The sequence below is a fragment of the Spirochaetota bacterium genome, from assembly GCA_030154445.1.
Taxonomy (GTDB): domain Bacteria; phylum Spirochaetota; class Brevinematia; order Brevinematales; family Brevinemataceae; genus Brevinema_A.
Map to the genome: position 1 here is coordinate 1 of JAGUQW010000018.1, position 25,805 is coordinate 25,805.

27 protein-coding genes are annotated in these 25,805 nt (G+C 28.5%); 26 read left to right on the forward strand and 1 reads right to left on the reverse strand.

Annotated features, from left to right (window positions below; translation table 11 throughout):
- The first annotated feature begins 53 nt into the window (after positions 1–53).
- Genes KFW21_07020 through KFW21_07050 form a run of 7 tightly spaced genes read left to right on the forward strand, consistent with a single transcriptional unit; the run spans position 54 to position 4,903 of the window.
- Complete coding sequence (locus tag KFW21_07020; GenBank protein MDK2819179.1) at positions 54–434, forward strand: hypothetical protein; 381 nt, start codon at positions 54–56, stop codon at positions 432–434.
- Complete coding sequence (locus KFW21_07025) at positions 409–1,191, forward strand: ParA family protein (protein MDK2819180.1); 783 nt, start codon at positions 409–411, stop codon at positions 1,189–1,191. Before KFW21_07020 ends, KFW21_07025 begins: the two co-directional genes overlap by 26 nt.
- A gap of 3 nt (positions 1,192–1,194) precedes the next feature.
- Positions 1,195–1,578, forward strand: a complete 384-nt coding sequence (locus KFW21_07030; GenBank protein MDK2819181.1) for a hypothetical protein — start codon at positions 1,195–1,197, stop codon at positions 1,576–1,578.
- 2 nt (positions 1,579–1,580) lie between these two features.
- Entirely contained in the window at positions 1,581–2,114 is a 534-nt protein-coding gene (locus KFW21_07035; protein MDK2819182.1) for a hypothetical protein, read from the forward strand.
- Positions 2,111–2,608, forward strand: a complete 498-nt coding sequence (locus tag KFW21_07040) for a hypothetical protein (GenBank protein MDK2819183.1) — start codon at positions 2,111–2,113, stop codon at positions 2,606–2,608. The genes KFW21_07035 and KFW21_07040 overlap by 4 nt, the downstream gene beginning before the upstream one ends.
- On the forward strand, positions 2,595–4,670 hold the full coding sequence (locus KFW21_07045; protein ID MDK2819184.1) for a hypothetical protein: 2,076 nt from the start codon (positions 2,595–2,597) through the stop codon (positions 4,668–4,670). The genes KFW21_07040 and KFW21_07045 overlap by 14 nt, the downstream gene beginning before the upstream one ends.
- Positions 4,671–4,690: 20 nt before the next feature.
- Positions 4,691–4,903: a hypothetical protein gene (locus KFW21_07050; protein ID MDK2819185.1), complete on the forward strand. Its 213-nt coding sequence runs from the start codon at positions 4,691–4,693 to the stop codon at positions 4,901–4,903.
- 375 nt (positions 4,904–5,278) lie between these two features.
- Here the strand turns inward: KFW21_07050 and KFW21_07055 are convergent, their stop codons facing one another.
- Entirely contained in the window at positions 5,279–5,851 is a 573-nt protein-coding gene (locus KFW21_07055) for a hypothetical protein (GenBank protein MDK2819186.1), read from the reverse strand.
- 1,000 nt (positions 5,852–6,851) lie between these two features.
- Here KFW21_07055 and KFW21_07060 point away from each other — a divergent pair.
- From KFW21_07060 to KFW21_07150, 19 genes are all read left to right on the forward strand, one after another.
- Complete coding sequence (locus tag KFW21_07060) at positions 6,852–7,163, forward strand: hypothetical protein (protein ID MDK2819187.1); 312 nt, start codon at positions 6,852–6,854, stop codon at positions 7,161–7,163.
- The gene (locus KFW21_07065; GenBank protein ID MDK2819188.1) at positions 7,154–7,624 is read left to right on the forward strand and encodes a hypothetical protein; all 471 of its coding nucleotides are present in this window, start codon (positions 7,154–7,156) and stop codon (positions 7,622–7,624) included. The genes KFW21_07060 and KFW21_07065 overlap by 10 nt, the downstream gene beginning before the upstream one ends.
- A 9-nt stretch (positions 7,625–7,633) precedes the next feature.
- Positions 7,634–9,436, forward strand: a complete 1,803-nt coding sequence (locus KFW21_07070) for a hypothetical protein (GenBank protein ID MDK2819189.1) — start codon at positions 7,634–7,636, stop codon at positions 9,434–9,436.
- Between the two features lie 2 nt (positions 9,437–9,438).
- Positions 9,439–10,746, forward strand: coding sequence for a hypothetical protein (locus KFW21_07075; protein ID MDK2819190.1), 1,308 nt, complete (start codon positions 9,439–9,441; stop codon positions 10,744–10,746).
- 23 nt (positions 10,747–10,769) lie between these two features.
- On the forward strand, positions 10,770–11,456 hold the full coding sequence (locus KFW21_07080) for a hypothetical protein (GenBank protein ID MDK2819191.1): 687 nt from the start codon (positions 10,770–10,772) through the stop codon (positions 11,454–11,456).
- 11 nt (positions 11,457–11,467) lie between these two features.
- Positions 11,468–12,499: a hypothetical protein gene (locus KFW21_07085; protein MDK2819192.1), complete on the forward strand. Its 1,032-nt coding sequence runs from the start codon at positions 11,468–11,470 to the stop codon at positions 12,497–12,499.
- A gap of 31 nt (positions 12,500–12,530) precedes the next feature.
- Complete coding sequence (locus KFW21_07090) at positions 12,531–13,040, forward strand: hypothetical protein (GenBank protein ID MDK2819193.1); 510 nt, start codon at positions 12,531–12,533, stop codon at positions 13,038–13,040.
- Position 13,041: 1 nt separating this feature from the next.
- Positions 13,042–13,539 (forward strand): hypothetical protein, encoded by a 498-nt coding sequence (locus KFW21_07095; GenBank protein ID MDK2819194.1) that lies wholly within the window; start codon positions 13,042–13,044, stop codon positions 13,537–13,539.
- A 17-nt stretch (positions 13,540–13,556) separates the two neighbouring features.
- On the forward strand, positions 13,557–14,171 hold the full coding sequence (locus tag KFW21_07100) for a hypothetical protein (GenBank protein MDK2819195.1): 615 nt from the start codon (positions 13,557–13,559) through the stop codon (positions 14,169–14,171).
- A 48-nt stretch (positions 14,172–14,219) separates the two neighbouring features.
- Entirely contained in the window at positions 14,220–18,143 is a 3,924-nt protein-coding gene (locus KFW21_07105) for a thermonuclease family protein (GenBank protein ID MDK2819196.1), read from the forward strand.
- Positions 18,133–20,670 carry a hypothetical protein gene (locus KFW21_07110; GenBank protein MDK2819197.1) on the forward strand — a complete coding sequence of 846 codons (2,538 nt, stop codon included), beginning with the start codon at positions 18,133–18,135 and terminating at the stop codon, positions 20,668–20,670. The genes KFW21_07105 and KFW21_07110 overlap by 11 nt, the downstream gene beginning before the upstream one ends.
- A 9-nt stretch (positions 20,671–20,679) precedes the next feature.
- Positions 20,680–22,440, forward strand: a complete 1,761-nt coding sequence (locus KFW21_07115; protein ID MDK2819198.1) for a hypothetical protein — start codon at positions 20,680–20,682, stop codon at positions 22,438–22,440.
- Between the two features lie 7 nt (positions 22,441–22,447).
- A complete protein-coding gene (locus KFW21_07120) occupies positions 22,448–22,867 on the forward strand; it encodes a hypothetical protein (GenBank protein MDK2819199.1) in 420 nt (139 codons plus the stop codon).
- Position 22,868: 1 nt separating this feature from the next.
- A complete protein-coding gene (locus KFW21_07125) occupies positions 22,869–23,015 on the forward strand; it encodes a hypothetical protein (protein MDK2819200.1) in 147 nt (48 codons plus the stop codon).
- Positions 23,016–23,018: 3 nt separating this feature from the next.
- Positions 23,019–23,264, forward strand: coding sequence for a hypothetical protein (locus KFW21_07130; GenBank protein ID MDK2819201.1), 246 nt, complete (start codon positions 23,019–23,021; stop codon positions 23,262–23,264).
- A 242-nt stretch (positions 23,265–23,506) separates the two neighbouring features.
- Positions 23,507–23,878 carry a hypothetical protein gene (locus KFW21_07135; protein MDK2819202.1) on the forward strand — a complete coding sequence of 124 codons (372 nt, stop codon included), beginning with the start codon at positions 23,507–23,509 and terminating at the stop codon, positions 23,876–23,878.
- Between the two features lie 154 nt (positions 23,879–24,032).
- Complete coding sequence (locus tag KFW21_07140) at positions 24,033–24,473, forward strand: hypothetical protein (protein ID MDK2819203.1); 441 nt, start codon at positions 24,033–24,035, stop codon at positions 24,471–24,473.
- Between the two features lie 205 nt (positions 24,474–24,678).
- Positions 24,679–25,104: a hypothetical protein gene (locus KFW21_07145; GenBank protein MDK2819204.1), complete on the forward strand. Its 426-nt coding sequence runs from the start codon at positions 24,679–24,681 to the stop codon at positions 25,102–25,104.
- A 131-nt stretch (positions 25,105–25,235) separates the two neighbouring features.
- The gene (locus KFW21_07150; GenBank protein MDK2819205.1) at positions 25,236–25,406 is read left to right on the forward strand and encodes a hypothetical protein; all 171 of its coding nucleotides are present in this window, start codon (positions 25,236–25,238) and stop codon (positions 25,404–25,406) included.
- Positions 25,407–25,805 lie beyond the last annotated feature (399 nt).

Consider the following 25,805-nt stretch of genomic DNA (forward strand, 5'->3'; position numbering starts at 1 on the left):
AGAAAAACAATAGTGGATGATTCTTTTTTTATTGATAGGAGAATAGTTAAGCTATGAAAAATATAGAACGATCCACAATTACTAAACATATAAATAATACGAACCAAGATGTTAACACGACTTGTTTTATTAAACTAGATAAAAGTATTTTTTATTTAGTAGTTATACGAACAGGAAAAAGTAGAATGCAATATAAATTAGATAATATTTACCCTTATCTAAAGAATTGTTTTGTTTTACTTCATTCAAGATATAATTATTGGATTGTATCTGATATTCACTATAAAAAAATACTTAAACAATACATAGCTTTAAAAACATTGCCTTATACTGTTCTTGAAAATGAAATTGAAAATATTAAAAAAGATCTTTTAGAAAAAGAAATACAAAAAAATAAAGGAGCTAAAGATGTTGAATTGTTTAAGTTTTTCTAATCAAAAGGGAGGGGTAGGGAAATCTACTTTAACAATGATGATAGCTCATTGTCTTGCTACTTTAGGTTATAAGGTTTTATTGATTGATGTTGACCCACAGGGGTCTTTAACATCGTTGTTTAACAAACCTTTTACAAATACTTTTAAAGAATTAATATACTCTTTTAATAATAAAAGGGATACTACTACTTTTGATGATGTTGTAATAGAAGTTCGAGAGAATCTTTTTTTATTACCTACAGCAAGTGATGAAGAATTAAGACAAGTTGAAATGTTATTGAGTGGAGATCCGAAATATATCTATAGAAATCTTGCTCCTATTTTAGAAGAAAAAGGATTTGATTTTGTTTTAATAGACTTTGCGGGAGCATGGAGTATTTTAGAAAAAGCGATGTATTGTTTTTTAAATGAATTATATCTTGTTATTTTACCTGACATACTATCTTTAGAATGTATGAGCGATCAATTTACTATGCTAAAAACAGCAAGCCAAATAGCAGAGAGAGACATCGTTAATAATTTTGTTATTATTAATAATATGGACTTTAGAAAAAAAGTAGGAAATCAAATTAAAGAAGAAGTTGAAAAGAACAACAAGACTTTAATAATCCAAACAGACGCTAAAATTCAAACTTTTCAATTACTCAATCAAACGCCTTTTGACGATATTATAATCGATGGAATGCACCCAAATAAAACAAAGATATATGCAGATATTAAAAACATTGTCAATGTTATTATAAAGGCAAAAGGATAATACATGAAAAAGCAAATCACCCCACAAGAACAAGCATCTTCAAATAGATTAAGTCAACTAATAGGAAGTACAGAAGAGGCAAAAATATCTCCAGTACCTATTATAAATACACCGATAACAAATTATAAGCCAAACATTACCGTTAAAGACGAGGCTTATTACAGCAATTTATTAGGAATAAAAATGATACCTACAAAAGGAAAACATTTAGGTTTCAAAGCTCCATTAACTTTTGCTATTACTACACAAAGGCAATTTGATATTTTAGAAAAAGTAAAAATATATCAAAAAAAAAATAGTGATACATTAATTGGGAGTATAATTTATCTCTTGCAATTAGGATTAGAGCAATCCGAGAAATTAGAAAATAAAAATAATAAGAAGTAATTATGTTAGAAAACAATGAAAATCTTTCTGAAAGTCTTATTAAATTTGCTAGAGATTATTTTAATAATGATATAGCAAAAGCACAAGAGCATTTATTAGAATCTGCTTTACAGAAACACGGGTATTTATCTAGTGTAAATAAGAAAACTCAGATCAATAAAAATTTTGGACAGGCAAATGCAGAGTTACAAGCTTTTATTCTTGAAATTGCAGACAAAGTCTATGCAGGTAAATATACAAGAGCTGTAATTGTTTTACTTGAAATAGCTCTTCTAAAGAATAAAGATAATATTCAAATGCACTATGTTTTTAAAGAGGCATTAAATAAAGAAATATCTTTAGACACGCTATTAAGAAGACAGTTAAGAGCTAAAAATGTTAAATTTATTCTTTCATATTCTGAATATGACCAACAAGTTATAAATGATTTCGTGAATTTTTGTAGAGATAACGATATGAGAACAAATAAAGCTTTTAATTATTTAATCAATTTGTCTTTTCAAATGTATAAAGAAATTCTTGAGGTAAATAAATGAAAATTACTATTGACTTAGTAGAAAAAATTATCGAACATGAAAAAGCTTTTCATCCTCGAAAGATGTATTGTGTTCTATTAGATATTACAGACGATACAATAAGAAATTGGATTGCAAAAGGCGAAGAGCTTTATACAATAGATCAAGGTTTATTTCAGATACCTAAAGATATTGAAGAGATGAGAGCAAGAAAAAACTATTCAAATAATGAATTGCTTATTTTTTTATACGATCAAATAAAGAAAGAAAAAACAGTCTCAGCACTCAATAGTTATGATGATATGTTAAAAACAGGGTCAAAAGGATCTATTAAAAGCTTTACAGCTAAAACAATGCTCTTAAATAAACCCGATGAAATTATAGAAGTTATGCAGTTAATGACTTCAGAATTTAATAACACCCCAAGTAAGAACAATGCTACAGAAGAAATCTCTTACTCTCGAGAATATCTTGAAAATTTAGCAAAAACAGGGAAACAAAATGAAGAAAACTAACAATGCTTTAGAATTTTTAACAAGAAAAGGAATTATCTTTGATAGTTCCATACCCGAATTTAATGATAATGCAGAAACATTTTTTCAAAAACTAGGTATTAAAAATATTCTCTTTGAAATTTCAGATACTCCAAAATCTTTTTACTCATGGATAAAAGCCCACATTGATAGAGGAATACAAGAACTACTAAATGAATTTTATGAGGGCGAAAATGTTGTAACAAATTATAGAATAATGGCTATTAAGAATATAGAAAAAGTCTTTATGAGTAGAGAATTTATAAAAATTTTTCAAAGTAAAGAACTTGAAAGATTGCTCGCTAATACTATTTTTCGTTCGAACAATAAAGCTTATACAAATTTTTATTTTATTTTAAATCATTTTGAAAAGAAAATTGTTAATAAAAAAGACCACTATGTGAAAGAGGGAACGATACACATAGCTCCTAATACAGTAATACAATCTCCCTCTGATATTGCTACTATGATTGCTAAACATGAACAAGTAGAAAATAAAGTAGATTCAATAGAAAAAGCACTCTTCCTAGAGGCTTTGACTCAAAAAACAAATGTGCGAGATGAATTTGAGAAAGTACTTTTTTTATTACATCAATTTTTTATCTTGCATGAAAAAGGTTTACATGATATGTTGGCAGAACAAGGCTTATATATTAAAAAAATTAGTACAGAAATAGCAACAACAACAAAGGTAACAAATCCAAAAACAAACAAAGTAGAAATTATAAACGGTAAAGATGAGGGCTTAGACTATTTAATGTTTACTTTAATTTTTAAAGATAAACAAAAAAATACAGCCTACGCACAACTAATAAAAGAATTAACAAATAGCCCTAATTCTTCCTATGGGCGTTCTTCTATGGGGGAAAAAAAAGCCCTATCTAAATTAGAGCAAATATCTATTGCTACGAGCGACTTTGCAAGTGTCGTTGATTTTCTTTACAAAAAGCTAGGTAAACGATCGTTGATTAATACAGAATTTGATTCATCTTTTAAGTTCTCTTTTATATTAGCAGAAAACTTTAATCTACACCCCTCTAAATATTCTGAAGAATTAATTCTCTATTATAAAAATGATTTAGGTAATAAAATTAAAACAGAGCTGGGCGAAATTTTCATAGATGATTACCATAAAGAAACAGAAAAATTAACAGAAAAATTAAAAAAAGAATTAAAAGTAGAGCTACAAGAAAACTATACAGAAAAGGATTTGCAAGATAGACTTGAAGAGGCTTTATCTGAACAAGAAAAATTCGATAAATATATACCCTCACAACTTGTAGGTCGAGAGTGGGAAGATACTGAGATTCCATTAAAAAAAATGAGAGTTTTATTAATTACAATACCCCAATTTGTTGTAGCTGAATTTGTAAATTTTAGCAAAATTAAAGATCAAGTAGGGGGTTTTATAACACCTATAACATCAACAGAGGCAAATCTTAGAACAAGTCTTGAAAAAATGATGTTAAACAGTCCCTATGGTATTGAATTGAGTACAAAAAAGAAAAGAAAACTAGAACCTATGCTTAATGCTTTTCGTCAATGTATTACAGAAATTAGAATGCTTACAGGTAATAAGACAATTCAAGTTAATACCTTAATTCGTAAAGCCTCTAATGATAGCAAATTAGAAGCAACCTATCATAAAAATGTTCGTACAAAAAGAACAATAAATAATAATCTTAAAAAAGAAGAAAAAAGAGATAAAGCGATCAAACTATTCAAAGAGCAACAATATGAAATTATTAACGCAATGTCAGAAAACGAAAGAGTTTTAGTTTTTGGAGAAAACTGGACACCTGCTATAATAGAATCTAAACTCATGCAAAATATAGCAATAGAATTTCCTCTCGAAGATGAGGCAAAATTAAAAACTTCTCTTAGTGAAATGCAAATGGTGGTAAATTTAATACGAGTACACCTTATAAAATATATAGAGGGAATTAATGAATTAGACCCACGATACACAATAAGTAACAAAGGGTTTGGGGCTGAGAGTTTGGAAATAACAAGAAATATTAAGAAAAAACAAGAATCAAAATAAATAGTACGAGGGGCTTAATAATGAAAAAGTATTTATTAATTATTTTAGAAATGATTGTCCATATTGGGAAAATAGCTATAGTATATTTTAGTTCTGTATATATTTTAGAGTTCTGCAGACAAGCTGATTGGTTTGAAGATGGTTACAAAGTAGCTTTTAATACGATTGTTGCTATACTAACAATTTGCCTACTAACACCTATACTAACTTTTAACATAAATAAATATAAATAATGACAGATCTCGGGGCTAACTTTTTATTTTTCAATCCATGACTAAAAAATATAATAATGGTATTGACTTTTTACAAATATTATTATATAATTAAGTATAAAAAAGAGGGGCATTTCTGCCCCCCTGCTAATGAGTTACTACTGCAAATAGTAACATCATTATAAGCAATAGGATCGTTCTCATAATGATTTACCTCCTTATGAGAATTTTAAAAAGCATTATGTATTATATAATGCTTTTTTTTTATCCTATTTCCTGTTATATATATATTATACTTTATTAAATCTGTCTTGTCAAGTGTTTTATACATTATTAAAACATTATTCAATCATTATTAAAACATTTATATAAATAAAAAGCCGTATGATTATTAATTTAATCATACGGCTTTTTCTCATCTGTGTACTTTTCTATAAATTCATTATATTGTTTTAATTTATTAATAATATCAGTATTTTGTAAAATCTTTTTTTCTATATTAGAATATGTTTTAGAAAATTCTACAATACCTACTTTATCTATAAATATAGACAAAGCTTTGTATCCTTTATTTTCTAAATTATAGTATAAAGTTACATAATCAAAAGTCTCTTTATGAGTACTAAAGATATAAAATTTTTTTTCATCGTGTATTTTTTGAATTTGCTTTATTTCGATATGATCATAAGAAAAAGGAAGATCTAAAGTATCATTATTATCTTGATTATTGATTAGATTCACAAATAACTTTTCATATTCATTACTTGGGAGAGGTTGCTCAATGATCCCTGATTTTTTTTCAATATAAAAAGTTGATATTGTATCGATTTTATTTGTATAGGTCAATTTCAATTCATAAATAAAATAATTTTTTTGTATTTTTTTAGTATCACAAATAATCTTAATTTTATTAGATCGATTAACTCTATTAAATTTTGATACGATCTTATTTATTTGTACTGATTTCATTGTAAAACTCCTAAATGTTTTTCTAAATTACATATATATTATACTATGCTATACCTATATTGTCAAGTGTTTTAATCATTATTCAATCATTATTCAATCATTATTATTATGTAAATATAGAAGAGTGTCCAAAAATCGCTTTAATGTTAATTAAGCGATTTTTGTATTATTCAAGTCCAAAAATCGCTTTAATGTGTCCAAAAATCGCTTTAATGTGTCCAAAAATCGCTTTAATATTATACTTTTCTATCCAAAAACTACTTAAAAGTATCCAAAAATCGCTTTAATATATCTTTTTTAGTATCCAAAAATCGCTTTAATATATCTTTTTTAGTATCCAAAAATCGCTTAAAAGCGTGTTAAAGTATTTATTTTTTATATACTTAGTTTTATGATATAATACTATTTTTTTTACTCTCTTAAAACGCTGTAAAATAAACTATAATCTATAAATATAAAAACAAGGACGGCTTACGCCGTGGGTAGCGATAAAAAAAAACCTTTTTTTGTAGAATAAATTGAAAATTCTGAGTATTCCAAGCCTCAGAAAGTCAAAAAACTATGCTTTTTAGTAAGGTTGTTTTTTTCGGTTTTATGCAATAAAACCAAGCTACCCTCTACCTCTTTTATTTGACAGTAAAAAAACTTCTCTAGTAAAAAAAACCAGTTGAAAGGGCATAAGTGCGTAAGTGTCCCCTCACGGCAAAGCCGAGGGGGGGTCGTCCGTCTATTCTCTCAAACATAGGGGGGGGGTAAAAGTTTTCTTTATTATACTAGTAAGGGGTGGTTGTTCCTCGTGTTTGTAAACACAAGGTTTTTTGACTTTTTTTTCTCTTTACAAGAGACCACCTTGAAGAGGGGGGGGGCTGTTGTTTATATAATAAATTATATTTACAGCCGAAAAATAAGAATTGTAACTTGATTTCTTTTTAAATCTGTTCTAAAATATATAAAAATAGGAAAGTTGAAAAACCTATTTTAATTTTTGAGAGGAAATACAATGTATAAATTTTTCTTTCAAAAGGAACGAACGAAAAAAGTTGTTTTTTATTATAAGTTCAATAGTGGAAACAAAATTATATTAAATAGATTTTCTATTGAAAATTTTGCTAAGCTAATTAAATTTAATAGTCTCTATCTATCTACAACTAACATTAAATTATTTGTATTTTGTATAGAATCAGCAGACAGTTTTCAAGATTTATTAAAATCTGATCTATTCAATAATAGAATTAACAAAGAGATTCATAAAGATTATTTTAAATTAATCACTCAATTTTATAGACAAAACGGAGTTATCGAATGGGATTGAAGAATGGAGACCATACCAATAAAACAAGTACAGCTAACACTCATATTCCTATTAAGATTAAAACACAATGTAAAAACACAAGCTTAGGCTCAAATTTTAGTGATATTTTTCGGTGGGGAATCTTTTTGCATAGCATAAGAAAAAAAACAAAAAATATCTGTTTTGAAAATGATAAAAGTTTTTACAATTTTTTTGAAGATGTTTTTTTTAAACTTCCAACAATTAAAGTTGAAACGATATCTCACTCACTTCGTCAAGATAAGGTTCAAGTCAATTTAACACCTAAATTGATGAGGTATTTAAATAGCATAGCGGCTGAAGAGATCCCCCAAGCAGTAGTTAGATATTCAGAATTTATTTTGAATCTTGACTCTATTTTTGATTTTGATTCTTCTGAGAATAATTATGAAAAATTAGTTAATATTTATGCGTGTATTTTAAAAATTCTATTTCAATTTTAAGGATTCATTATGAGCATTAGTAAAGAAGCATTAAATGAATTTCTTAATAACAAAGAAGATCTTAAAGAAGAAGAGGAAGAACCCGAGCAACCTCCCCAAGAAGAAAAAAAGGGGCATAATAATAACGAGTCAAATCAGTTAAGAAAAGATTTTTTAAAATTATATGATAAAGAATCAGATCCATTGAATAAACTTATTTATTTAGGAATGGGGCTAATTGTAATCAAAGGCGGAGAGATCCCAGAGATCCCAGAATATCAAAGAGAGATATTAAAGTTTTATTGTAAGTATCATACTCAATATAACTTGAATATTCAAGCTTGTGTAGGACATGCAAAAACAACCCTTATCACAGATATAATACAAGTTCACGAATACATTCAGAGCAGAAATCATACTATTTTGTATCTTAGTGAGAGTGATAAAGTAGCACAAACTAGGTTAAATCAAATTGTTAGTATGCTTGAAAAATACAAAAGTATTACAGGTGAAAATATTAAATTTACTCAAAATAATACCTCAGATTTTAAACTTTTAGGAAACGAACAAAGAGACCCGTCAGGGCAAGCAAAAGGTATTTTGTCAAAATTTACGGGTGCTCATGTAGAACAAATAATTTTAGATGATATAGAAACCTTAGATACAGTATCTGTTATGAATGATATTATTAACGCATTAGATACAAAAGTAAATGAGAGGCTTTCTCCTACTGGTAAGCAATTAGCAATCAATACCCCATATATGGAAAATGGAGCAGTCTCAATATTAGAACGACGAAACGGCTGGCTAACATTAAAAATTTCTTTTAGTGAGAGTCTAGTAGACCCTCATCTTTTAGAATCAACAATAAAAATTATTGAACTAGCTGAAGATATTCCAGAAGCTACAAAAGATAAAGTAATTGGGTTTTTATATGAAAAACTTATTTTTAATTCAATAACTGTTTTAGAAATAAGTTGTATAGGACAAGATGAATTAATTAAAAAATATTCTTCAATGATAAGAGCTTGTATTGACTTTTCATATAAAATGAAAATCATAGAAAGAGGGATTATTATTGAAGAAAAATCTTTGCCCGAATGGGGATACTTTGTTAAGACACAAGGTCAAAAGGTTTTAAATTCTTATATTGATACACCAAAATCTTATATGCAAACATACGCATTAACAGCTGAATTTTTTAACGAGGGTGGATTTTTTACAAACCACTCAAAAGCTATGCGTAAAGCTGAAGAAACAAAACAGCTTGAACTCAATATATATCATAAAGTTTTTTCTTATGATATGAGTTTGCAAGGTAGAAAAGGAACTGTAATAACAGAGGCTCTTTTTACAGAAAAAGAAATTATTGTTAAGAGAAAAGTTTCTTCTTTCAATAGTATAAATGAATTTATAGCCTATACGAATACTTACCCTGATAGTATACATGTTCCTGAAAATAACGGGTGGCAAAAAGTAGTTCTTGAACTAGCTATGGCAAATGAAATTCCCGAAGAAATACATAAAAATATTTACTTTCATACAACCCCTTCAAATCCTAACACGATTTTAAGGTCTAAAATGGAGATGAATCATGCTTTTTCTACTGGAGAAATGGTTATTGAAGAAGAGGGCGAGGGGATAGATGAACTTAAAAAATCACTTCATAAGTACGCAGGGATAAAAAAAGGTAAAGATCAATTTGATGATATTGACTCTTTATGGTTTTTATTTTACAACAGAGAGGGGATAAGAGAGCTTATCGCTAATCGTTTAAATACTACATCTACAAAAAAAAGTTATAAAAAAAATAGAAAAATAAGAGGATTATAAGCATGCAAGAAACAATAAATCTTATGATTTCTCTACACAATAACGCATTTCCAAAATGGAAAAGTTTATATAAGACCTATTTCAATATTAATTATATGCCTTATATGAAGATCCAAGTTGAGAGACTTGTCAATATCATAAAAGATATTTTTTTAACACCAAGTCTTGAGACAGAAGATACAGACATTTTAAACGAACTCAAGGTATTAACACTCTTTACAAAAAACACTCTATTGAATTTTAATAAGGATATTAAAATTGCTATGCAAGACGGAGTTATTACCAACAACGGAATTTTACATGTTTATTTTTCAAAAAAAAATAAGCTTATTATAAGGCGTAGAGATCCTTTTAGTATTGTATATTTTGAAGATTTACAAGGAGAATTATTTGTAATTGATAGAAATAGTTATAAATGTTGGACGGAAGACCATATTTATTTTTTAGATAACAACTACAAAATAATAAAATCAGAAAGAAATTATTATAAACTAATCCCTTTTATTCAATACAGCCCCCATCGAATAGAGATAGGAGGAACAGCAGGAAGAAGAGACTCTACAATTTTAGCAGGAATAGGAGCTGAAGACCTTGAAAATATACAAATTAGACTAAACGAAATTTCAGAAATGAAATTAGACACCCTTGATAAAATTACAGATCCTCTATATGCTTACACGGGCAATATAACTCCTGAGATTATTCAAAACAAACTGGATACACGAGAGCCTATAAAATTGACTGCTGATGATAAAATGTTTCCTTTAGAGTCAAATAATTCTCTTGCCTTAAATGTTCTCGAGGGATCTCGGAACGAGACAAGAAATACTTTAAATGAGATGACAGGACAAACAGGCTTAACAATGGGAACTAGTACAAGTACATCGGCTAGTACATCACTTGTAAAAGAACATAAGTCGGCAATGATGATAAATCTAAGAGACTATGAAGACGCTTATATAATTTTATATACAAGTATTGTAAAACTCATTATTACTTTAAAAAGTTATAATGATAAATCATTCGAAATGATAAACCCCAAAGAAATTATTATCAAAAAACACGATAACAATTTTGATAATACCCAATATATAACATTATTGCAAAATATTACGGCGATGTTAGGCAACGCTACAGAAGAAACAATGTTAGATTTAGTATTTGAATTCTTGCAGCCTCAAGTAATGGCTATAGCCTCTCAGTCGGCAGACCCTGAAAGTTTTATTCGTAAAATTAAAACAATCGTAGAAAAAAGAAAATCAGCTTTAAATCAAATGAAAGCACAACAAGAACAGCAATTAGCCTTATAACAACAACAATAGGAGGTCAAACAATGAAGTCGCAAGTAGGACAAAGCATAATAAACCAATCAAAACAAAAGGTTGCTGATCTTGTAAGTGGAGCAACCCATCCTCGAGGGGCTGAGATCGATAAAGAAATTTCAGATATGAAAAGCTCTTTACAGGGAATGTCTTTAAAGGGGCTTGATAGATTTGTTGAGAAACTTAACGAAGAAAATCAACAAATGGAGAAAGTATCTGCAGGCGTTGATTTAGTAGAGTTTGTAAAAACGCAACAAGCAAACACAGAAGAATATCTACAGAAAATTGATTCTCAAGATACAGAACTAATAAATTTTGCTAAAGTCTCAATGCTCATGTATCAAATGTTTCTTCGTCAAGATGAGATGATAGATATTACTATAGAGATAGCAAAATCAGTTCTCGATCAAATTCAAGAAATTTATAACGCAGAAGATCAAGACGAAAATTTTGCTACTTTGGAAGAAAGCAATAGTAAAGAAGTTGTTAAAGAGGCTCTTGAACTCATGCAAGCAACTAACCAAGAAAAAGCACCAGAGGAGAAAATAAGCTTAGAAGAGGCGATAAAACAAGTAATCGCAAAAAAAGGAGCAGGTCAACAGACAAGAGAAGAAGAGTTACCTACAACACAAAACAGTCAAATTAATAATCCAAACGCAGGAATACACAAATTTTTAGAAAATAAAAAGAATAAATAAAGGAGGATGAAATGCCCACAACAACAACAAATAAAGGAATAAATACAGATTCAAAAATAGCAGAAATTTTAATATCAAGCTCAATGGACAAATTAGAAGTTTTACCCGCTGTATTTTCGGTTTCTAATATAGATACTGGATTAGCACAAACTGAACTAGAGGGTCATTTAAGTGTCGAGATATTAAAGGAGCTAGGAACAGGATCTCAACACCCTATGAGAAAAGCTCCTATCACAGCAGAGGAAGATTTAGAAGCTGAAAAATTTTCGGCTTTTGCTAAAGCTTTTTATGGTACGGGTAAAAGATCCAAACAAGATATAAAAAGACTGTTGGAATCCTTAGAGCTAAATCCTGATAACTTTTTAAAAGGTGGAGGAAATGGATATAAAGGGCTAGTTAGAAAAGCTATGAAAGCTGTTGAAGTTGCTTTGCAACAAACAGCACCTACAAACTCAGATACATCAATTCCTAGTCTCTATGAAATGTCAAAACAAGGAATTTTTGCAGGAATAGACGGGACTAAATACCCTGCTTTTCAACCTCAATTTTCAGAAATTAAAGGAAATAAAGCTATATTATCTGCTATAAAAGAAAATGGTGTTTTTCCTCTTGGTTTAGTACAACTTAATCTCTTAATAAGAGCAATCAACAAATGTAACACAAAAGCTACAGTTATATTCGCAGGGTCTAATTTATTCAATACAATGATTGAATGGAAAGAGAACAACAAACATTTATTTGAAAGATCAAGCTTTGATTTTACAGATAATAAATATATGGGACTTGAATTAATTGAATGCTCTTATGGTGATTGGGGATCGAAAATTGAGTTTACTAATAGATGTATGATCTTTGGCTTAGATTCTTTACAAATTAGAACCAACGAAGACCACCTAACAGCAGTTGATGGAGACGGGATTGAAAATGACGGATTGTCTAGAATTATGAAAGTTGTATCTATCATCTATTATTTTCTTATTGCTCCTTATAATAGAGCAGGATGTGGACAAGCTTATTTTCCCGATTTAGAACTCCTAAAATAGGATAAAAAATGCTCGTATAATAGGATGAAAAATGTTAGATCGAATAAAGATAAGAAATAAAGTTTATAATAAATTACACGATGATAACTCGGGTAATGGAGCTTATACAATAGAATATATCAATGATCTTATTGAACAAGCTTTTATAAATTTTTGTATTCAAACAGAGACAATAAAATTTAAAAATCATATTAAAAATGAAAAATATTGTTTCGGTCTTTTTTCGATTTCTATCAGTCCTAAAAATATTCAGATCACAAAAAACGGAAACTACTTAAAAGTATCATCCCCTTGTGAGGTCATATGGGTTTATGCTCACTATGAAATAGTTAAAGAATCTCATGGAGAATTAAACTTTGAGTATATCAAATATACAGAGGGTTTGATTTCTCTCCATGAGAATGCCATTATTTATAATATATTATTTTTATTATTCACAGAAGAACAAAAACAACAACAAGCAAATCACTATTACAGAGAGTTTGATAGAGCTTACAACCAAATTAGAAACTCAAAATTTAATTCTATAAAAGAGGGCTAAAATGGATTTTTTCGGAATCAAGGCAAGAAAGAAAAATAATAAACTAGACAGACAAAAAGACAAGCAAATGAATAACTACTCACAAGCAGGCGACGGAATAGTCGACAACCTAATCGCCTTTAATGAAAACTCCCAAAAATTCACATCAGATACTTTAGGAAAAGAATACACCACTAAATTAGGAAGTATAGAGAGTGGATTTAATAATAAATCTGCGAACGCTTTAACACAAGCTACTATGAGCGGGGGTGGGGTTTCTTCTACTAGTATGAATGCTCAAGCAAAGATAGAGTCAGAAAAACAAAGACAGTTATTTAATACAGATCTTTCTTTACAACAAAAGGCAATCACACAGGCTAACGCAGGATTTCAACAACAACAGAAAAACACTCTTGGTAATTTAAGTTTTTTGAATAGCAAGAATTACGAAGACGAAAGAGGTACATTTGGAAAATTATTTGAAGTAGGAGCTTCAATAGGTAGCCGATTTATTCCCTAAAAATAAGAGGACATATTATGCAAAAAAATATAAAAACATTCGAAGATTCTTTAATTAATGGTTTAGGTTCAGTACTAAATGGTTTTGCCAATAGATACGAACTAAAAGACCAAAAAGAACAACTACTTAAACAAAGAGCTCACGAATTAAACCTAGCTCAGACAAAAGCTAATGCAGATTTATATAACGAACAAGAAGAAAGAGAACATCAACTAAAGCTACAACAAGAAAAAAATAAAGCAACAAACAAGAACACCAAAAAAGAGCCAACGCCTCAAGAAAAAGCAGACTTAGAAATAGCAAGAATTTATAATGAGGCACTCGCTAAAAAAGAAGATCCAAACAATATTTTTGCTAATATGCTATCTGCTCAAATAGAAGTTGGTAAAGGTTCTACAGATCCAAAAATAAGACAGTTATTTATAGATACAGAAAAACAAGGATCTCATAATATTAGCTTTGAACAAGCTGAAAATATGACAAAAGAAGAATTACAAACAGTTTTAAATACTCTCGAAGAAATGGAAAAAGCAGGTATTACAATGGATCAAGAATATAAAAATAGAATAAAAATGCAATTAAACAAAGAACCTAAGAAGAAAACAGGACTGTTTGGATTTTTTAGTAAATAAAATTATCGATAATAGTAATTATGTAAACAAACTAATAAAGAGTAAAACATGACAGATCAAGAATACCTAAATCAACAAAATTTTTTAAACAGTCAAGGAAATAAGATCAATACCCCTACTTCTTTAGTGGATTCTTTTTTAGATTTAAGTGTAAATAAAATCGGTCTTGCATTGGGTAAAGGAGCTTTAACAGTTCTTGGATTAGGTAACAATATCACAGCAAGTGCAGTTGATTATTTCCTTGACGGAGATCTTGACAGAGCTTTTTTAGATAATAATTTTAGTGCGATGTATGGCGACCATAAAAAAAGTAACAACGAAAAAATGGAGTGGTGGGAACATGTAGGAATGTTCGGCGTGGATGTAGTCTTAGACCCTACTACATGGATAGGCGTTGGGACAATTTCTAAAGTTGAAAAGCTTAATGACGCTTTAAAAGTTGTTAATGGAGCTGGTAAGTTAAAGGATATTAACGACCTTAAAAAAATTGAAGATGTTATTAAAGTTGTTACTGAAACAAAAGATGTGCTGTTAAAAGCTAACACTCCAAAGGCTACAAAAGGAGTTATTAGAGCTAACAAAAAAGCTTTAAAAAAACTTAATACAGCTGAAAATATTTTAAAGTCAGAAGAGCTGGCAGGTTTAGGGCGTTCTTTAGTAACAGGAGATAAAAGCGTAAAAACGCAAAAACTTAACGAATATGTACTTGAAAAAGTTAAATTAAAAAACAATCCTAATTTGATTACTCCCGAAAATGTTTACGATCCAAATACTCAAAATGTTTTTCATAGAGCCTTTGTTAATGATGATGTTAAACTTGTGGCAGATAAAAAATTAAAAAAACAACAGAAACAGATTAAAAACATTATTGAGGGAAATTATAGCGATGAAATTAAGAAATTAACAACAGATTATAATATATATGCTCCAGTTGTAAAATCTTTAGAAGAAGTAATTCAAAAAGGAGTTACAGAACTTTCTGAAACTCAAACAAAAACCATTTCAAAAAAGACAGGGCTATCTGTAGCTAAATCAAAATATGCTATTCAAGATTATAAAAAGATTATTCAAAAATTAGAGACAGCCTTAAATAATGAACCTATACAAGAATCATCGCTCAAGGGTATAGCTAACTATTTTCATGCAGATTCTATCAACGAAGTAACCAAAATAAGTGATAGCGTTGATACCCTTATTAAGAGAGAACACCAAGTAACCACTAGAAAAATTCAAGAGCTTGCTAAAAAGAATGAGATACCGTTAGATTCTTTTAATAATCAGATCATTGAATTTATTGAGACAGGAAACAAAAATTTTCTTAATGATGAGAGCTTAGCATTTGCAAAAGAGATAGATAATAAATTCAAAACCTTACATAAAATTAATGAAACATCATTTATGGGTAACCTTGCAAAGGTTACAGAAGTCGGCTATATACCTCGTCGTTTAATAGATCCAAATAAAGAAAGTATTGAAAAATTTACAAAACTAAAAGATGATAATTTCAAAATTCATAAAATGGAAATGTCAAAAGGAAGAACAACAAAAAACCAAAGTTTTTTAGAATTACAACAAGAATTGACAAAAAAAGGAATAGGAACTTTAAACACAGATATAGGTTATCTTATTGCTGATTCTACAAGAAAAGCAAGTAAAAACGCTAAGATGTCAACTATTAAAAACGGAACTAAAAAATACAGAGGAAAACACGAAGTTAAAGGATCTGTATTAACAGGACATGAAGAATTAAGAAGTACTTCTGCCGAACTTGACACAGCTGAAAATATTTTAAAAAAACTGAAAACTAAAATAAGTCCCGAAATCTACAGTCAAATAGAACATTTTAATCTAACGAAAATCAAAGAAGAATTACCTAAATTAATGAACTCAAAAAAAGCAAATGATCTTCTCAAAAATGTTTCAAATATTATTAAAAAAACAGATACCTACTACCCAAAAGCCGTAATTGATAAAATTGATAGATTTTATTACAAAAATAAGGAAGTAAAAGATCTCCCTAATATTTTGAGAAAAGGTACAACCGTACTAACTCAAGCATGGAAAAAGTGGTCATTAGCTCCTATCCTAAGCTACCACACCAACTCTTTTATAGATAATGCCAACAATCTATTTATAGCAAAGCCACAAGCTTTTAAAGGTATGGGCGAAGTCATGGAATTATTAAAAGGGAAAAACATAAAAATTGATACTCCTTACGGGAGTCAATCAGTACATATCGACGATTTTATTCTTGAGGGAGTAACAGGAGGTAAGTATTCAGAAAGTGAATTTGATTTTCTTAAAAAATTAGATAGTACCCCAACAAACAAAATTAAAGAATTTTTAAAAGGTAATAATAAGATTGTTGAAAAAGGTTTTGAATTTGGTAGTATAGCAGAAGATGTTTTTCGTATTGCTTTTAGTTTGGAAGATCTTAAAAACGGAATAGATATAAAAACATCAGTAAAAGAATTAACAGATTTCTTTTATGATCCTAGTAAAAATACAAAAGTAGCAAGAGATCTATCAAACGGAGTTATGCCCTTTGCCTCTTTCTTCTTTTTTAATTCAAACAAAACCTTAAATAGATTTGCAAAAAGTACAGGAAGATCATCAATACCTTTAAAAATGGTAAATTCTTCAAAAGCTGATGAAGATAAATTTTTAGTAGAGGATTCATTTACAGATAATGAAATGGGACTTAGACTCAATGCAAGTGAAACACTTAACTTGACATCAAAATTTTCACAATTTGATTTGTTCAATATTGCTGATACAATATTTAGTTCAGAATCAGCCCCTGCAGGACTTCTTAATGTTGTACAAGGCTATTTAGGACCAGCTAAAGGACTAATAGAATCTATAGTAAATACGAATTTTTCTACAGGACGAGAGATAGCACCAAAATACAATCCTACGGATTCATTTTTTGGTATAGAATTAGATAAACGGGTCATAAAAGCCATTACTTCACAAGTAAGATTAGCCTCCGTATTAAACAACTTTTTAAAAGATAGTAAGGGAAATTTTTTACTCGACACCTACAAAGATTATGGTTTAAAACAAGGAGCTAGAGAAACCTTTGACAACATAGGATATTTATTTTTAGGCTCTTCTTTTAATAGAGATCTTGAGAAATCGGGACAATTTGCAATTAGAAAAGCAGGAGAGCAAAAAGCATTCTATAAAAAAGAATTAAAAGAAAACATAAGATTATACAACCAAACAGGCGAACAAAAATATCTTAAAAAAAGTGAATCACTAAAAAAAGATATGATAGAAGCTACACAAATTCAAAGCGAAATTCGTAGAGAAATGCCAAAACTTAAAAAAGAACAAGCTTTTATACAAAAAGAAGTAAAGGACAAATACAATATTGATTTGTCTATCCCTAACCCACTTGATCTCATAGAACAAATAAAAAATAACAATTCAAAATTTTTGAAAAAAGAAACTCCTGTAGAAGTTTTAGAAACCTTAGACGGAGATACTTTAAAAGTTAAAATGCCTAATGGTAGTGTAGAGTATGTTCGGCTTGCAGGAATAAATGCTCCTGAAAAAACAGATCAATACCACCCATTAAATATTTATAGTGAATTAAATAATAATCAATTTCATTTTGAAAATTCAAAAACAGCCCTTGAAAATATTATTAAAAAATCAACAAAGAATATTACAATCAAAAATATTACAAGATCAAAAAGAGATAAGTACAATAGACCTATAGTACAACTTATCGTTGATGATATAGATATTAACAAACACCTTATAGAACAGGGTTATGCAACCCCTGACTTTTTAGAAGAGATAGAAAGTAAAGAATATAAAGAGCTGCTTGAATCAGCTGCTCTTTTATCAAGTCAAGAAAATAAAGGTATTTATAAAGATTTATCAAAGTCGGCTCAAGATACTTATAAAACAATGTTTAATAATCATTTTATTAAAACAAAGGAATTATCAAATGCAAACTGATTTGTCATTAAAAAATATACAAACCAATCATCTTAAAGACGAGGCTATTTATACCCTTGAAAATTCTTTTAGAACAACTACAGGACAGATCAAGGGCATAGAATTAGTAGAATCAAATTGTATTTTTGAATATCTAGGAAATAAATATTATCTCACAGGAGAAATTTTAACAGACCATAACGAGAATATTATTATCGACCAATACAACAGGCATTTTGAAAACAATGGTAATATTTTTATTGAGAGTAAAAATAACAGTCTTTATAAATTAATTACAAATACTATTGTTTTACAATCGCATAAATTTCATTTATACGAGGACAAAACTTATTTTGCTAGTATTACAAAAAATAATATTTCTTATTTAGGAACAGAAAAAGAAATTTGTTATTTGAATAATAAGGGCGAAGTTTTTTTAATTAATTTTGAAGAGAGTTATTTTTGTCATACTTCCATAGAGGGACAAGCAAAAGAAAAGATAAACTTCGATCTAAAATTAACTAGTGAAAAAATATTTTTTTTAAAAGCTCAACAAGGAATAGAGTTTATAATATTTAATAATTCTATCATTAAACATTATCAAATTTTAGGACAAGTTTTATCTATTAAAAATGAAATTACTTTTTTTCATCAACTACTAGAGGCTCAGATTTTAGATGATAAACTTGCTTTAATTTATAAAAAAGAAAAAGAAATAATTTTTCAAAAAGACAACAAAGATAGTAAAATAGTAGATTCTTATAAAGAAATTCTTACAAATAAAATTAATAAAGAATTAGAAAATCATACTATAAACTTTCTTAAAACTGATATTGTACAAAATGGAACTGCAACTACAGAAAAGGAAACCAAAAATAAATATACTACAAAAGAACATACACTAAAATTAAATAAATATAAAGTTAAATCAATAGAAGAATCTAATACTATTTCTAAAATAGAAAATCATCAAATAGTAAATTATATAGAATATATTCTAGAAATAGATGAATTTATCTACGATACTCTTTATTATTCAGCATCATATTGTGTAGGCATTAAAAAGGAATATGTAGGGAATAACGATAGGGTGGTATGGATATTTGACTACAAAAACTTAACCAGTACAGAATACAGAACTAAAATTATTAACACTCATAAAATAATAATTTCAGTTTCTTCTGTTTGGGATATTAAAAAAGAGAGCTTTAATCTTATCAATATTAACAAAAAAAAAGTAATGATTGAAGAGGAGCTAAAAGAAGAAGATAAAAAAGAAAAAATTATTATTGATTATAAAAAAGCAATTACCAATATATCATCTGTAGCAACTACGATAGATTATATTCATAACAATAAGATCTTTAAAAACAGGCTTATTCTTTCATCTTATAATTATCCCATAGAAAAAACTATACTTGAATATATAAATAATAAATTTGAGATAGAGTCTGTATTAAAAGAAATAGCAATGCCAATTTTATTTGACTATCAAAGAGGACAAGAGCAATTTTTACACGACTCTATTAACATAGAAAATAGTATTAGTTTAGAATTTATGCAGGGGAATATTTATTTTAATTCTTATCACAACTTAACAGTCAAGAATGATTCTTTATTGTCAGATTATAAGGAAAAAAGAGCAATAATATATAAAGCACTAGATGAACATAAAATCACAAAATGGGAAATGCAAAGCCATTATATTCTTTATAATAAGAATATATCAATTTATGTATTAAACGGAACGGTAGAATTCACTTTAACACCCTCCCCTATTAAAAAAATACACAAATACGCATTTGGTGGACAATTTATTTATATCGTTTACGAGGAAGATAGACAAGTTGTAAATATACAGAATTTTAATAAACAAAATCAATTTGATTTTATAGGTACAGATTCTAATATTGAAGAGATAGAGGCAACCTCTGGAGGTACTTTTATAGCCTCAACAAACGGAGTAAGCTTTTTAAGAACTGTCTCGACGGGAAACGGAATAGAACAATATTTGTCGGCTAAACAGCTAAATACAGATGTACTATCTATAGGAAAAGATATTTTATTTTTATACGGCGAAAACATTATCTACTGTATAAGAGATAATAACATAAAAACCTATGAATGGAAGATAAAAGAAGCTCCTATTTTAGCAATGAAAAAACAAAATTATTATTTGATACAGACAGAGGACAATAAAATTTATTTATTATCCTTGAATACTGGAGAACTATCTCTATTTTCAAAAAGTAAAGAGCTGAATTTTACCTTAGATTATCAAATTAAACACGAAGAAATAGCTTATTTTTTGAAAGACTCAAACCCTACTTTTTCTTTCTCTTGGAGTCAAGATAAAAAACGAATTATTAGAAAAATAACCAGTCAATCTAAAATAATGAAAGCTATTATTAACAACAAAGAAAGGAAAGTATTTAAAAATATGGACGAATATTTTGTTAATTGTAGTGAGATTATGGGTAAAGATATGTTTTCTGAAATTACTTTTGAAAAACAAATAGGATCACAAATAACAATAGAAACCCTTTAAGGAGAATATATGGATCATGGAGATGAAACTTGCAGAAATCAAGCATTAGAAGTTTGGAGTACCTTAACAGATAAGAGACTAAACGAAATTTTTGAAAATCTTACAAATCAAGAATTTGAAAAGGCAAAAATTCTAATAGAAAAATTCACAAACACAGAGTGGCAAGCAATTCGAGAAGTCATGCTAGGACATCAATTAGCTTGTGAAGAGGCTTTGAAATACAATAAAGAGATTCAAGATGATGTAAAAGAAGATCTCAAATCAGTTATTCAGCTTGTTAATAATTTACAGGAAATTCAAAAAAACATTTCTAATGCAAGCGAGCAAGCGACAAATGCAAGCGAGCAAGCGACAAATGCAAGCATTCAGTCACTAAATGCTAGTGAAACATCTGTTAATGCTAGTGAAGTGTGTAACAATATTTTTCAACAAATAGAAAAGCTTGCAGAAAAAACGAATATCAATGCAGAGCAATTAACAAAAGATGTAGAGCAAGTAGTAATTTATGTTACGAAAGCACAAGAATTAATTGTAACTTTAGAGGCTTTTCAAACATTACTCCCTGATGTCAACCAACTTACAGAAATGATTGAAAACATTACAAGCGAAGTACTTCCAGACCTTAGACGAATGCAACAATCATTGATAGACCAACTGTCGGATTCTCAAATAATGTATGACGATTTGCGTAATAACATTATCCCAGTATCAACAGACTTATTGGAAAAATTAACAATCTTAAATGAGGAAATCATAAAAGCAGATATTTCTCAAATCAAGATTGATTTAGCTCAAATTGTAACTTACAAGGAAGAGATCGGAGACTTGCTCACTCAACTCAATACTTTGATTACAAATGCAGAAAGTTTAAAAAACTCTTTAATACAAGCTATTGAAGATAAAAAAATAGAAAGTCTCGAAGAAATGGAATCACACAAGCTATTAGCTAGAGAACAATTCACAATACTTGCAGAAGAAAAAACAAAGGGTTTTACAAATCTTGCAACTGATAAGACAAATGAATTTACAACACTTGCAGAAGAAAAAACAAAGAGTTTAACAGATCTTGCAGAAGAAAAGACAAATGAATTCACAATACTTGCAGAAGAAAAAACAAAGAGTTTAACAGATCTTGCAGAAGAAAAGACAAAGGGTTTTACAGATCTTACAGAAGAAAAGACAAAGGGTTTAACAGATCTTGCAGAAAAAAAGACAAATGAATTCACAACACTTGCAGAAGACAAGACAAAGGGTTTTACAGATCTTGCAACTGATAAGGCAAATGAATTCACAACACTTGCAAAAGAAAAAATAGAAACTTTTTTAAATCTTATTCATCCCATAAACTCCACTTATACCCAATATCCTGATGAAACTACAGGATTATTTGATGACACAGAAACACCAAGATCTTTGTTTGGTGGGGACTGGGAACAAATCTTTACAGATAAAGGTATTTTCTTCCGTACTGAGGGTGGACTATCTGCAGAGAATCGTGATGCATCTACAGGTATTCAATTAGATTCTATGCAGAAATTGACGGGTGAGTTTGTTATTAGAGCAACTGGTGTTGGTAAATTAATTTTAGGATCTAGTGGTATTTTAACTAATACTAACATTAACATTACTGAGTATGGTGTACAAGAACAGAGTAACATTTCCCCTAGACAAAGAGAAATAGTTACTTTAGACAACTCAAGACAAGCAAGAACATCAACAGAAAATAGATCTATAAATATGCTTATGAAAATTTGGAAAAGAATAGGATAAATAAAATATGAAAGCACTATACAATACAGAAACAAACTTGATTACAAGATTGATAGATACTACAGAACAAAATATAGATAAATATCTAAAAGAAAATGAAGATTACAAAAACTATCCTTTTAACAATGATCTTAGTAAAGGACAAAATATCAATAAGTATACTGATATGGGTACACTTCGACCAAACTCGGAATTAGTCGCAGAGAATTTAATCACTCTCGGAGAAGATCAAATCTTAGACGGCGAGATAATTCGTGATCTTACAGAGGAAGAACTACAAGAAAAATATCCCGATCGATATCCTACTCTTGATCTTGAGGAAATCACTATTACAAAAGAACTTCAAATAGTGGAGAGTGAAATAAAAGCCATCGAAGAAGAGGCTTTAAAAAGCTTAATTCAAGATAGAATACACAAGGAGATTTAAGATGAGTAAAAAAAAAATCATTCCTAAAACAGAACAAAAAGAGCCTATCAATCAACCTGCAGAGCCAACAACAAAAGAAAAATATTTAGCTCTTCAGAAGAAAAGAGAAGAGTTGATACAGAAACAAAAAAGAAATAGCACGAGGTAACAGGTGGAAAATTTAGATATACGCTCAGAATTAAAAGAAGTTATAAAGGAATTTCATAAAATGAATGCAAATTTTATTAAACTCTTTGAGAGAGATAGCGTTCATAAAAATAGAATCAATGATCTCGAAGTAGATCTAAAACAACTTAGAGATAAAATAGACACCAGTAATAATTTTATAAATAAAGCTCTTGGGGCTTTAGCTATAATTGGATTTGCTATGCCTATTATTTTAAAGTTTATGAAATGAAGAATAAAGAAAAGCCCCTATCATATTTTACTAATAGGCTATCTATAGGAATGATTTTTATATTTTTTCTTATCTCGTATAGAGTAGTTTTCATATATGATGACCATAGGGAAAGAATTATATCATTAGCAATAGCACTTAGTACGAGCATAATATCGTTAATCGTAACGATAGCAAGCCCTAATAAAAAAGTAGAATGGCTTAGTAAAATACTAAATAGAAAAAAATAAAGGAGTTTTAATATGACTCCAGTAAAAGATATATTTCAAGACTCCGTTAAAATAATAGGTAAAATTGCAAAATTAGATTGCTTAAGGTACGGAACAACAGGGCTTGCATCACTTTATTTTGTTTTATCCCTACCAAGTGCTAATGAAGAAATACTCTTTAAAGATAAAGTCAAAAGAGATATTTATATCCCTTGCACCATTTATGGCGATAAAGCAGAAGAGTTAGGAAAACTTGTTACAAATCGTAAAATCAAGCTTGGAGATTCATTAGAAATTATAGGTTCTCATAGGAATATCTATAAAGATAAACACACAGCCCTTGAAATTAAAGTAAATCATTTTGAAGAAATACAAGATTCATTATTTACAGAAGAAATAAAATGATAAAATAAATTCAAAATTTACAGGGTAGGAAGATATAAAAATGGAAAAATGCGAATACTGCAATAAAGAAATAAGTTGTTACAGTGTTGACGATGATCATAAAATTATCTGTGATAATTGTATTATAGAAATTTATAATATGGAGGAATAAAAAATGAAAGTAAGTAAATATTTTGAATTAAAAGAATTAACTCATAGCAAAACAGCCTTAGCTCGAAAGATCCCAAACCATCCCAATTTTGAACAGCAAAAAAATCTTGTCTTATTAGCAAAAAAATATCTTGACCCAATAAGAGAATTCTTAGGTAGACCTTTAAAATTGACTTGTGCTTTTAGGAATGATGAAGTTAATGCTCTCGTCGGTGGAGTCAAGAATTCTATACATAAGCAAGGAAAAGCTGGAGATATGATCATCTTAGAAAAAGATTATCAAAAAGTTATGCAATGGTTAAGAGATGAATTTCCACAAGGAGTCAAAGCCATTGCTTACAAAGATAGGAATTTTATTCATATTAATATCGAAGAATATGGTATTAAAGAATTTTTGTACTGCTCCTCTTCTAAAGTTTATGTTCCTTATCAATTTGAGAGTTAAAACATCTTATAAAGATACCAAAAAATGTTTCACGAAAAAAAATGTTTAAAAAATATTTGACAAAAAAAGTCGTGAAACAATGTAAATTACAAGCGTGAAACAATTTATAAAACACAATATCTCACGAAAAATAAAAATGTTTCACAGAAAAAGAGGTTAAAATGGATCTATTTAAAATGTTTAATTTCACAACTTATTCCCTAATATGAAAGCGATAATTTCATCTTTTTGTATAGGTCTTATAGTCGGAGGAATAAGTATATTTATATTTTTAAATAAAGTTAATACTCTTCCAGTAGCAACAATACAAATAAGCTCAACTGATCCTAAACAAAAAATTACAGAAGAAATATTAGAAGTTAAAAGTAATAGAAAAACAATTTTTGCAGAAAGTTCTTTTAATGTTTCTAAAGCTGGAGAGTTAAAACATCTTATAAAGATACCAAAAAAAGATCTTCAATTTAATCACTCTGTTTATTCAGAATTTATTTTTTTGATCCCCAGTCAAACCCCCCTACTCTCTTTAGGTTATTCCTATAAAAAATTTATTTTCAGAATTTATTATGGATATTCCTTTGAAAATAAACATCAAGAGTACGGTATCTCAGGAGGTGGCAAGTGGTCTTTTTAATATTAGATAACAATGTTTTAACAATGATTAAATAATGTTTTAATAATGTATAAAACACTTGACAATATAACAATATTCATGTATGATAAATATGTAATTTGAAAAAACAATTTATTAAAAGAGGTGATTTAATGAGTCAAATTAAAATTGGGGAAGGGGAGACAATAGAAATACAATGTGCTATAGAAATTTTACAACAAAAAGGATTTACAGAAAAAGGAGCTAAAGAATATCTATTAGAATTAGGTGCAAAAACTTTAAGTAATTACATTCATGTTAATGAAACATTTAAAATAATATAATTATAATTTAAAGAACTTGACAAAATTAGTGAAAACACATATAATTATAATGTGAGCAATCACTTAGAAAAAACTTTAGTTTTTTTGAATTACACCGCCCCTCTAGGTTTTCTTAGAGGGGCTTTTTTTATACATTAATTAATAATGTTTTAATAATGTTTTAATAATGTTTTAATAATGTATAAAACACTTGACAAGATAATATTTATAAACTATACTTAATTTAACATATAGAAGAAATCCAATAAGTTAATTAATAGAAAAACAATAGTGGATGATTCTTTTTTTATTGATAGGAGAATAGTTAAGCTATGAAAAATATAGAACGATCCACAATTACTAAACATATAAATAATACGAACCAAGATGTTAACACGACTTGTTTTATTAAACTAGATA

Excerpts from the sequence above, each read along its gene's own strand:
- KFW21_07020 (MDK2819179.1), top strand. The coding sequence starts at position 54 with ATGAAAAATATAGAACGATCCACAATTACTAAACATATAAATAATACG.
- KFW21_07025 (MDK2819180.1), top strand. The coding sequence starts at position 409 with ATGTTGAATTGTTTAAGTTTTTCTAATCAAAAGGGAGGGGTAGGGAAA.
- KFW21_07030 (MDK2819181.1), top strand. The coding sequence starts at position 1,195 with ATGAAAAAGCAAATCACCCCACAAGAACAAGCATCTTCAAATAGATTA.
- KFW21_07035 (MDK2819182.1), top strand. The coding sequence starts at position 1,581 with ATGTTAGAAAACAATGAAAATCTTTCTGAAAGTCTTATTAAATTTGCT.
- KFW21_07040 (MDK2819183.1), top strand. The coding sequence starts at position 2,111 with ATGAAAATTACTATTGACTTAGTAGAAAAAATTATCGAACATGAAAAA.
- KFW21_07045 (MDK2819184.1), top strand. The coding sequence starts at position 2,595 with ATGAAGAAAACTAACAATGCTTTAGAATTTTTAACAAGAAAAGGAATT.
- KFW21_07050 (MDK2819185.1), top strand. The coding sequence starts at position 4,691 with ATGAAAAAGTATTTATTAATTATTTTAGAAATGATTGTCCATATTGGG.
- KFW21_07055 (MDK2819186.1), bottom strand. The coding sequence starts at position 5,851 with ATGAAATCAGTACAAATAAATAAGATCGTATCAAAATTTAATAGAGTT.
- KFW21_07060 (MDK2819187.1), top strand. The coding sequence starts at position 6,852 with ATGTATAAATTTTTCTTTCAAAAGGAACGAACGAAAAAAGTTGTTTTT.
- KFW21_07065 (MDK2819188.1), top strand. The coding sequence starts at position 7,154 with ATGGGATTGAAGAATGGAGACCATACCAATAAAACAAGTACAGCTAAC.
- KFW21_07070 (MDK2819189.1), top strand. The coding sequence starts at position 7,634 with ATGAGCATTAGTAAAGAAGCATTAAATGAATTTCTTAATAACAAAGAA.
- KFW21_07075 (MDK2819190.1), top strand. The coding sequence starts at position 9,439 with ATGCAAGAAACAATAAATCTTATGATTTCTCTACACAATAACGCATTT.
- KFW21_07080 (MDK2819191.1), top strand. The coding sequence starts at position 10,770 with ATGAAGTCGCAAGTAGGACAAAGCATAATAAACCAATCAAAACAAAAG.
- KFW21_07085 (MDK2819192.1), top strand. The coding sequence starts at position 11,468 with ATGCCCACAACAACAACAAATAAAGGAATAAATACAGATTCAAAAATA.
- KFW21_07090 (MDK2819193.1), top strand. The coding sequence starts at position 12,531 with ATGTTAGATCGAATAAAGATAAGAAATAAAGTTTATAATAAATTACAC.
- KFW21_07095 (MDK2819194.1), top strand. The coding sequence starts at position 13,042 with ATGGATTTTTTCGGAATCAAGGCAAGAAAGAAAAATAATAAACTAGAC.
- KFW21_07100 (MDK2819195.1), top strand. The coding sequence starts at position 13,557 with ATGCAAAAAAATATAAAAACATTCGAAGATTCTTTAATTAATGGTTTA.
- KFW21_07105 (MDK2819196.1), top strand. The coding sequence starts at position 14,220 with ATGACAGATCAAGAATACCTAAATCAACAAAATTTTTTAAACAGTCAA.
- KFW21_07110 (MDK2819197.1), top strand. The coding sequence starts at position 18,133 with ATGCAAACTGATTTGTCATTAAAAAATATACAAACCAATCATCTTAAA.
- KFW21_07115 (MDK2819198.1), top strand. The coding sequence starts at position 20,680 with ATGGATCATGGAGATGAAACTTGCAGAAATCAAGCATTAGAAGTTTGG.
- KFW21_07120 (MDK2819199.1), top strand. The coding sequence starts at position 22,448 with ATGAAAGCACTATACAATACAGAAACAAACTTGATTACAAGATTGATA.
- KFW21_07125 (MDK2819200.1), top strand. The coding sequence starts at position 22,869 with ATGAGTAAAAAAAAAATCATTCCTAAAACAGAACAAAAAGAGCCTATC.
- KFW21_07135 (MDK2819202.1), top strand. The coding sequence starts at position 23,507 with ATGACTCCAGTAAAAGATATATTTCAAGACTCCGTTAAAATAATAGGT.
- KFW21_07140 (MDK2819203.1), top strand. The coding sequence starts at position 24,033 with ATGAAAGTAAGTAAATATTTTGAATTAAAAGAATTAACTCATAGCAAA.
- KFW21_07145 (MDK2819204.1), top strand. The coding sequence starts at position 24,679 with ATGAAAGCGATAATTTCATCTTTTTGTATAGGTCTTATAGTCGGAGGA.
- KFW21_07150 (MDK2819205.1), top strand. The coding sequence starts at position 25,236 with ATGAGTCAAATTAAAATTGGGGAAGGGGAGACAATAGAAATACAATGT.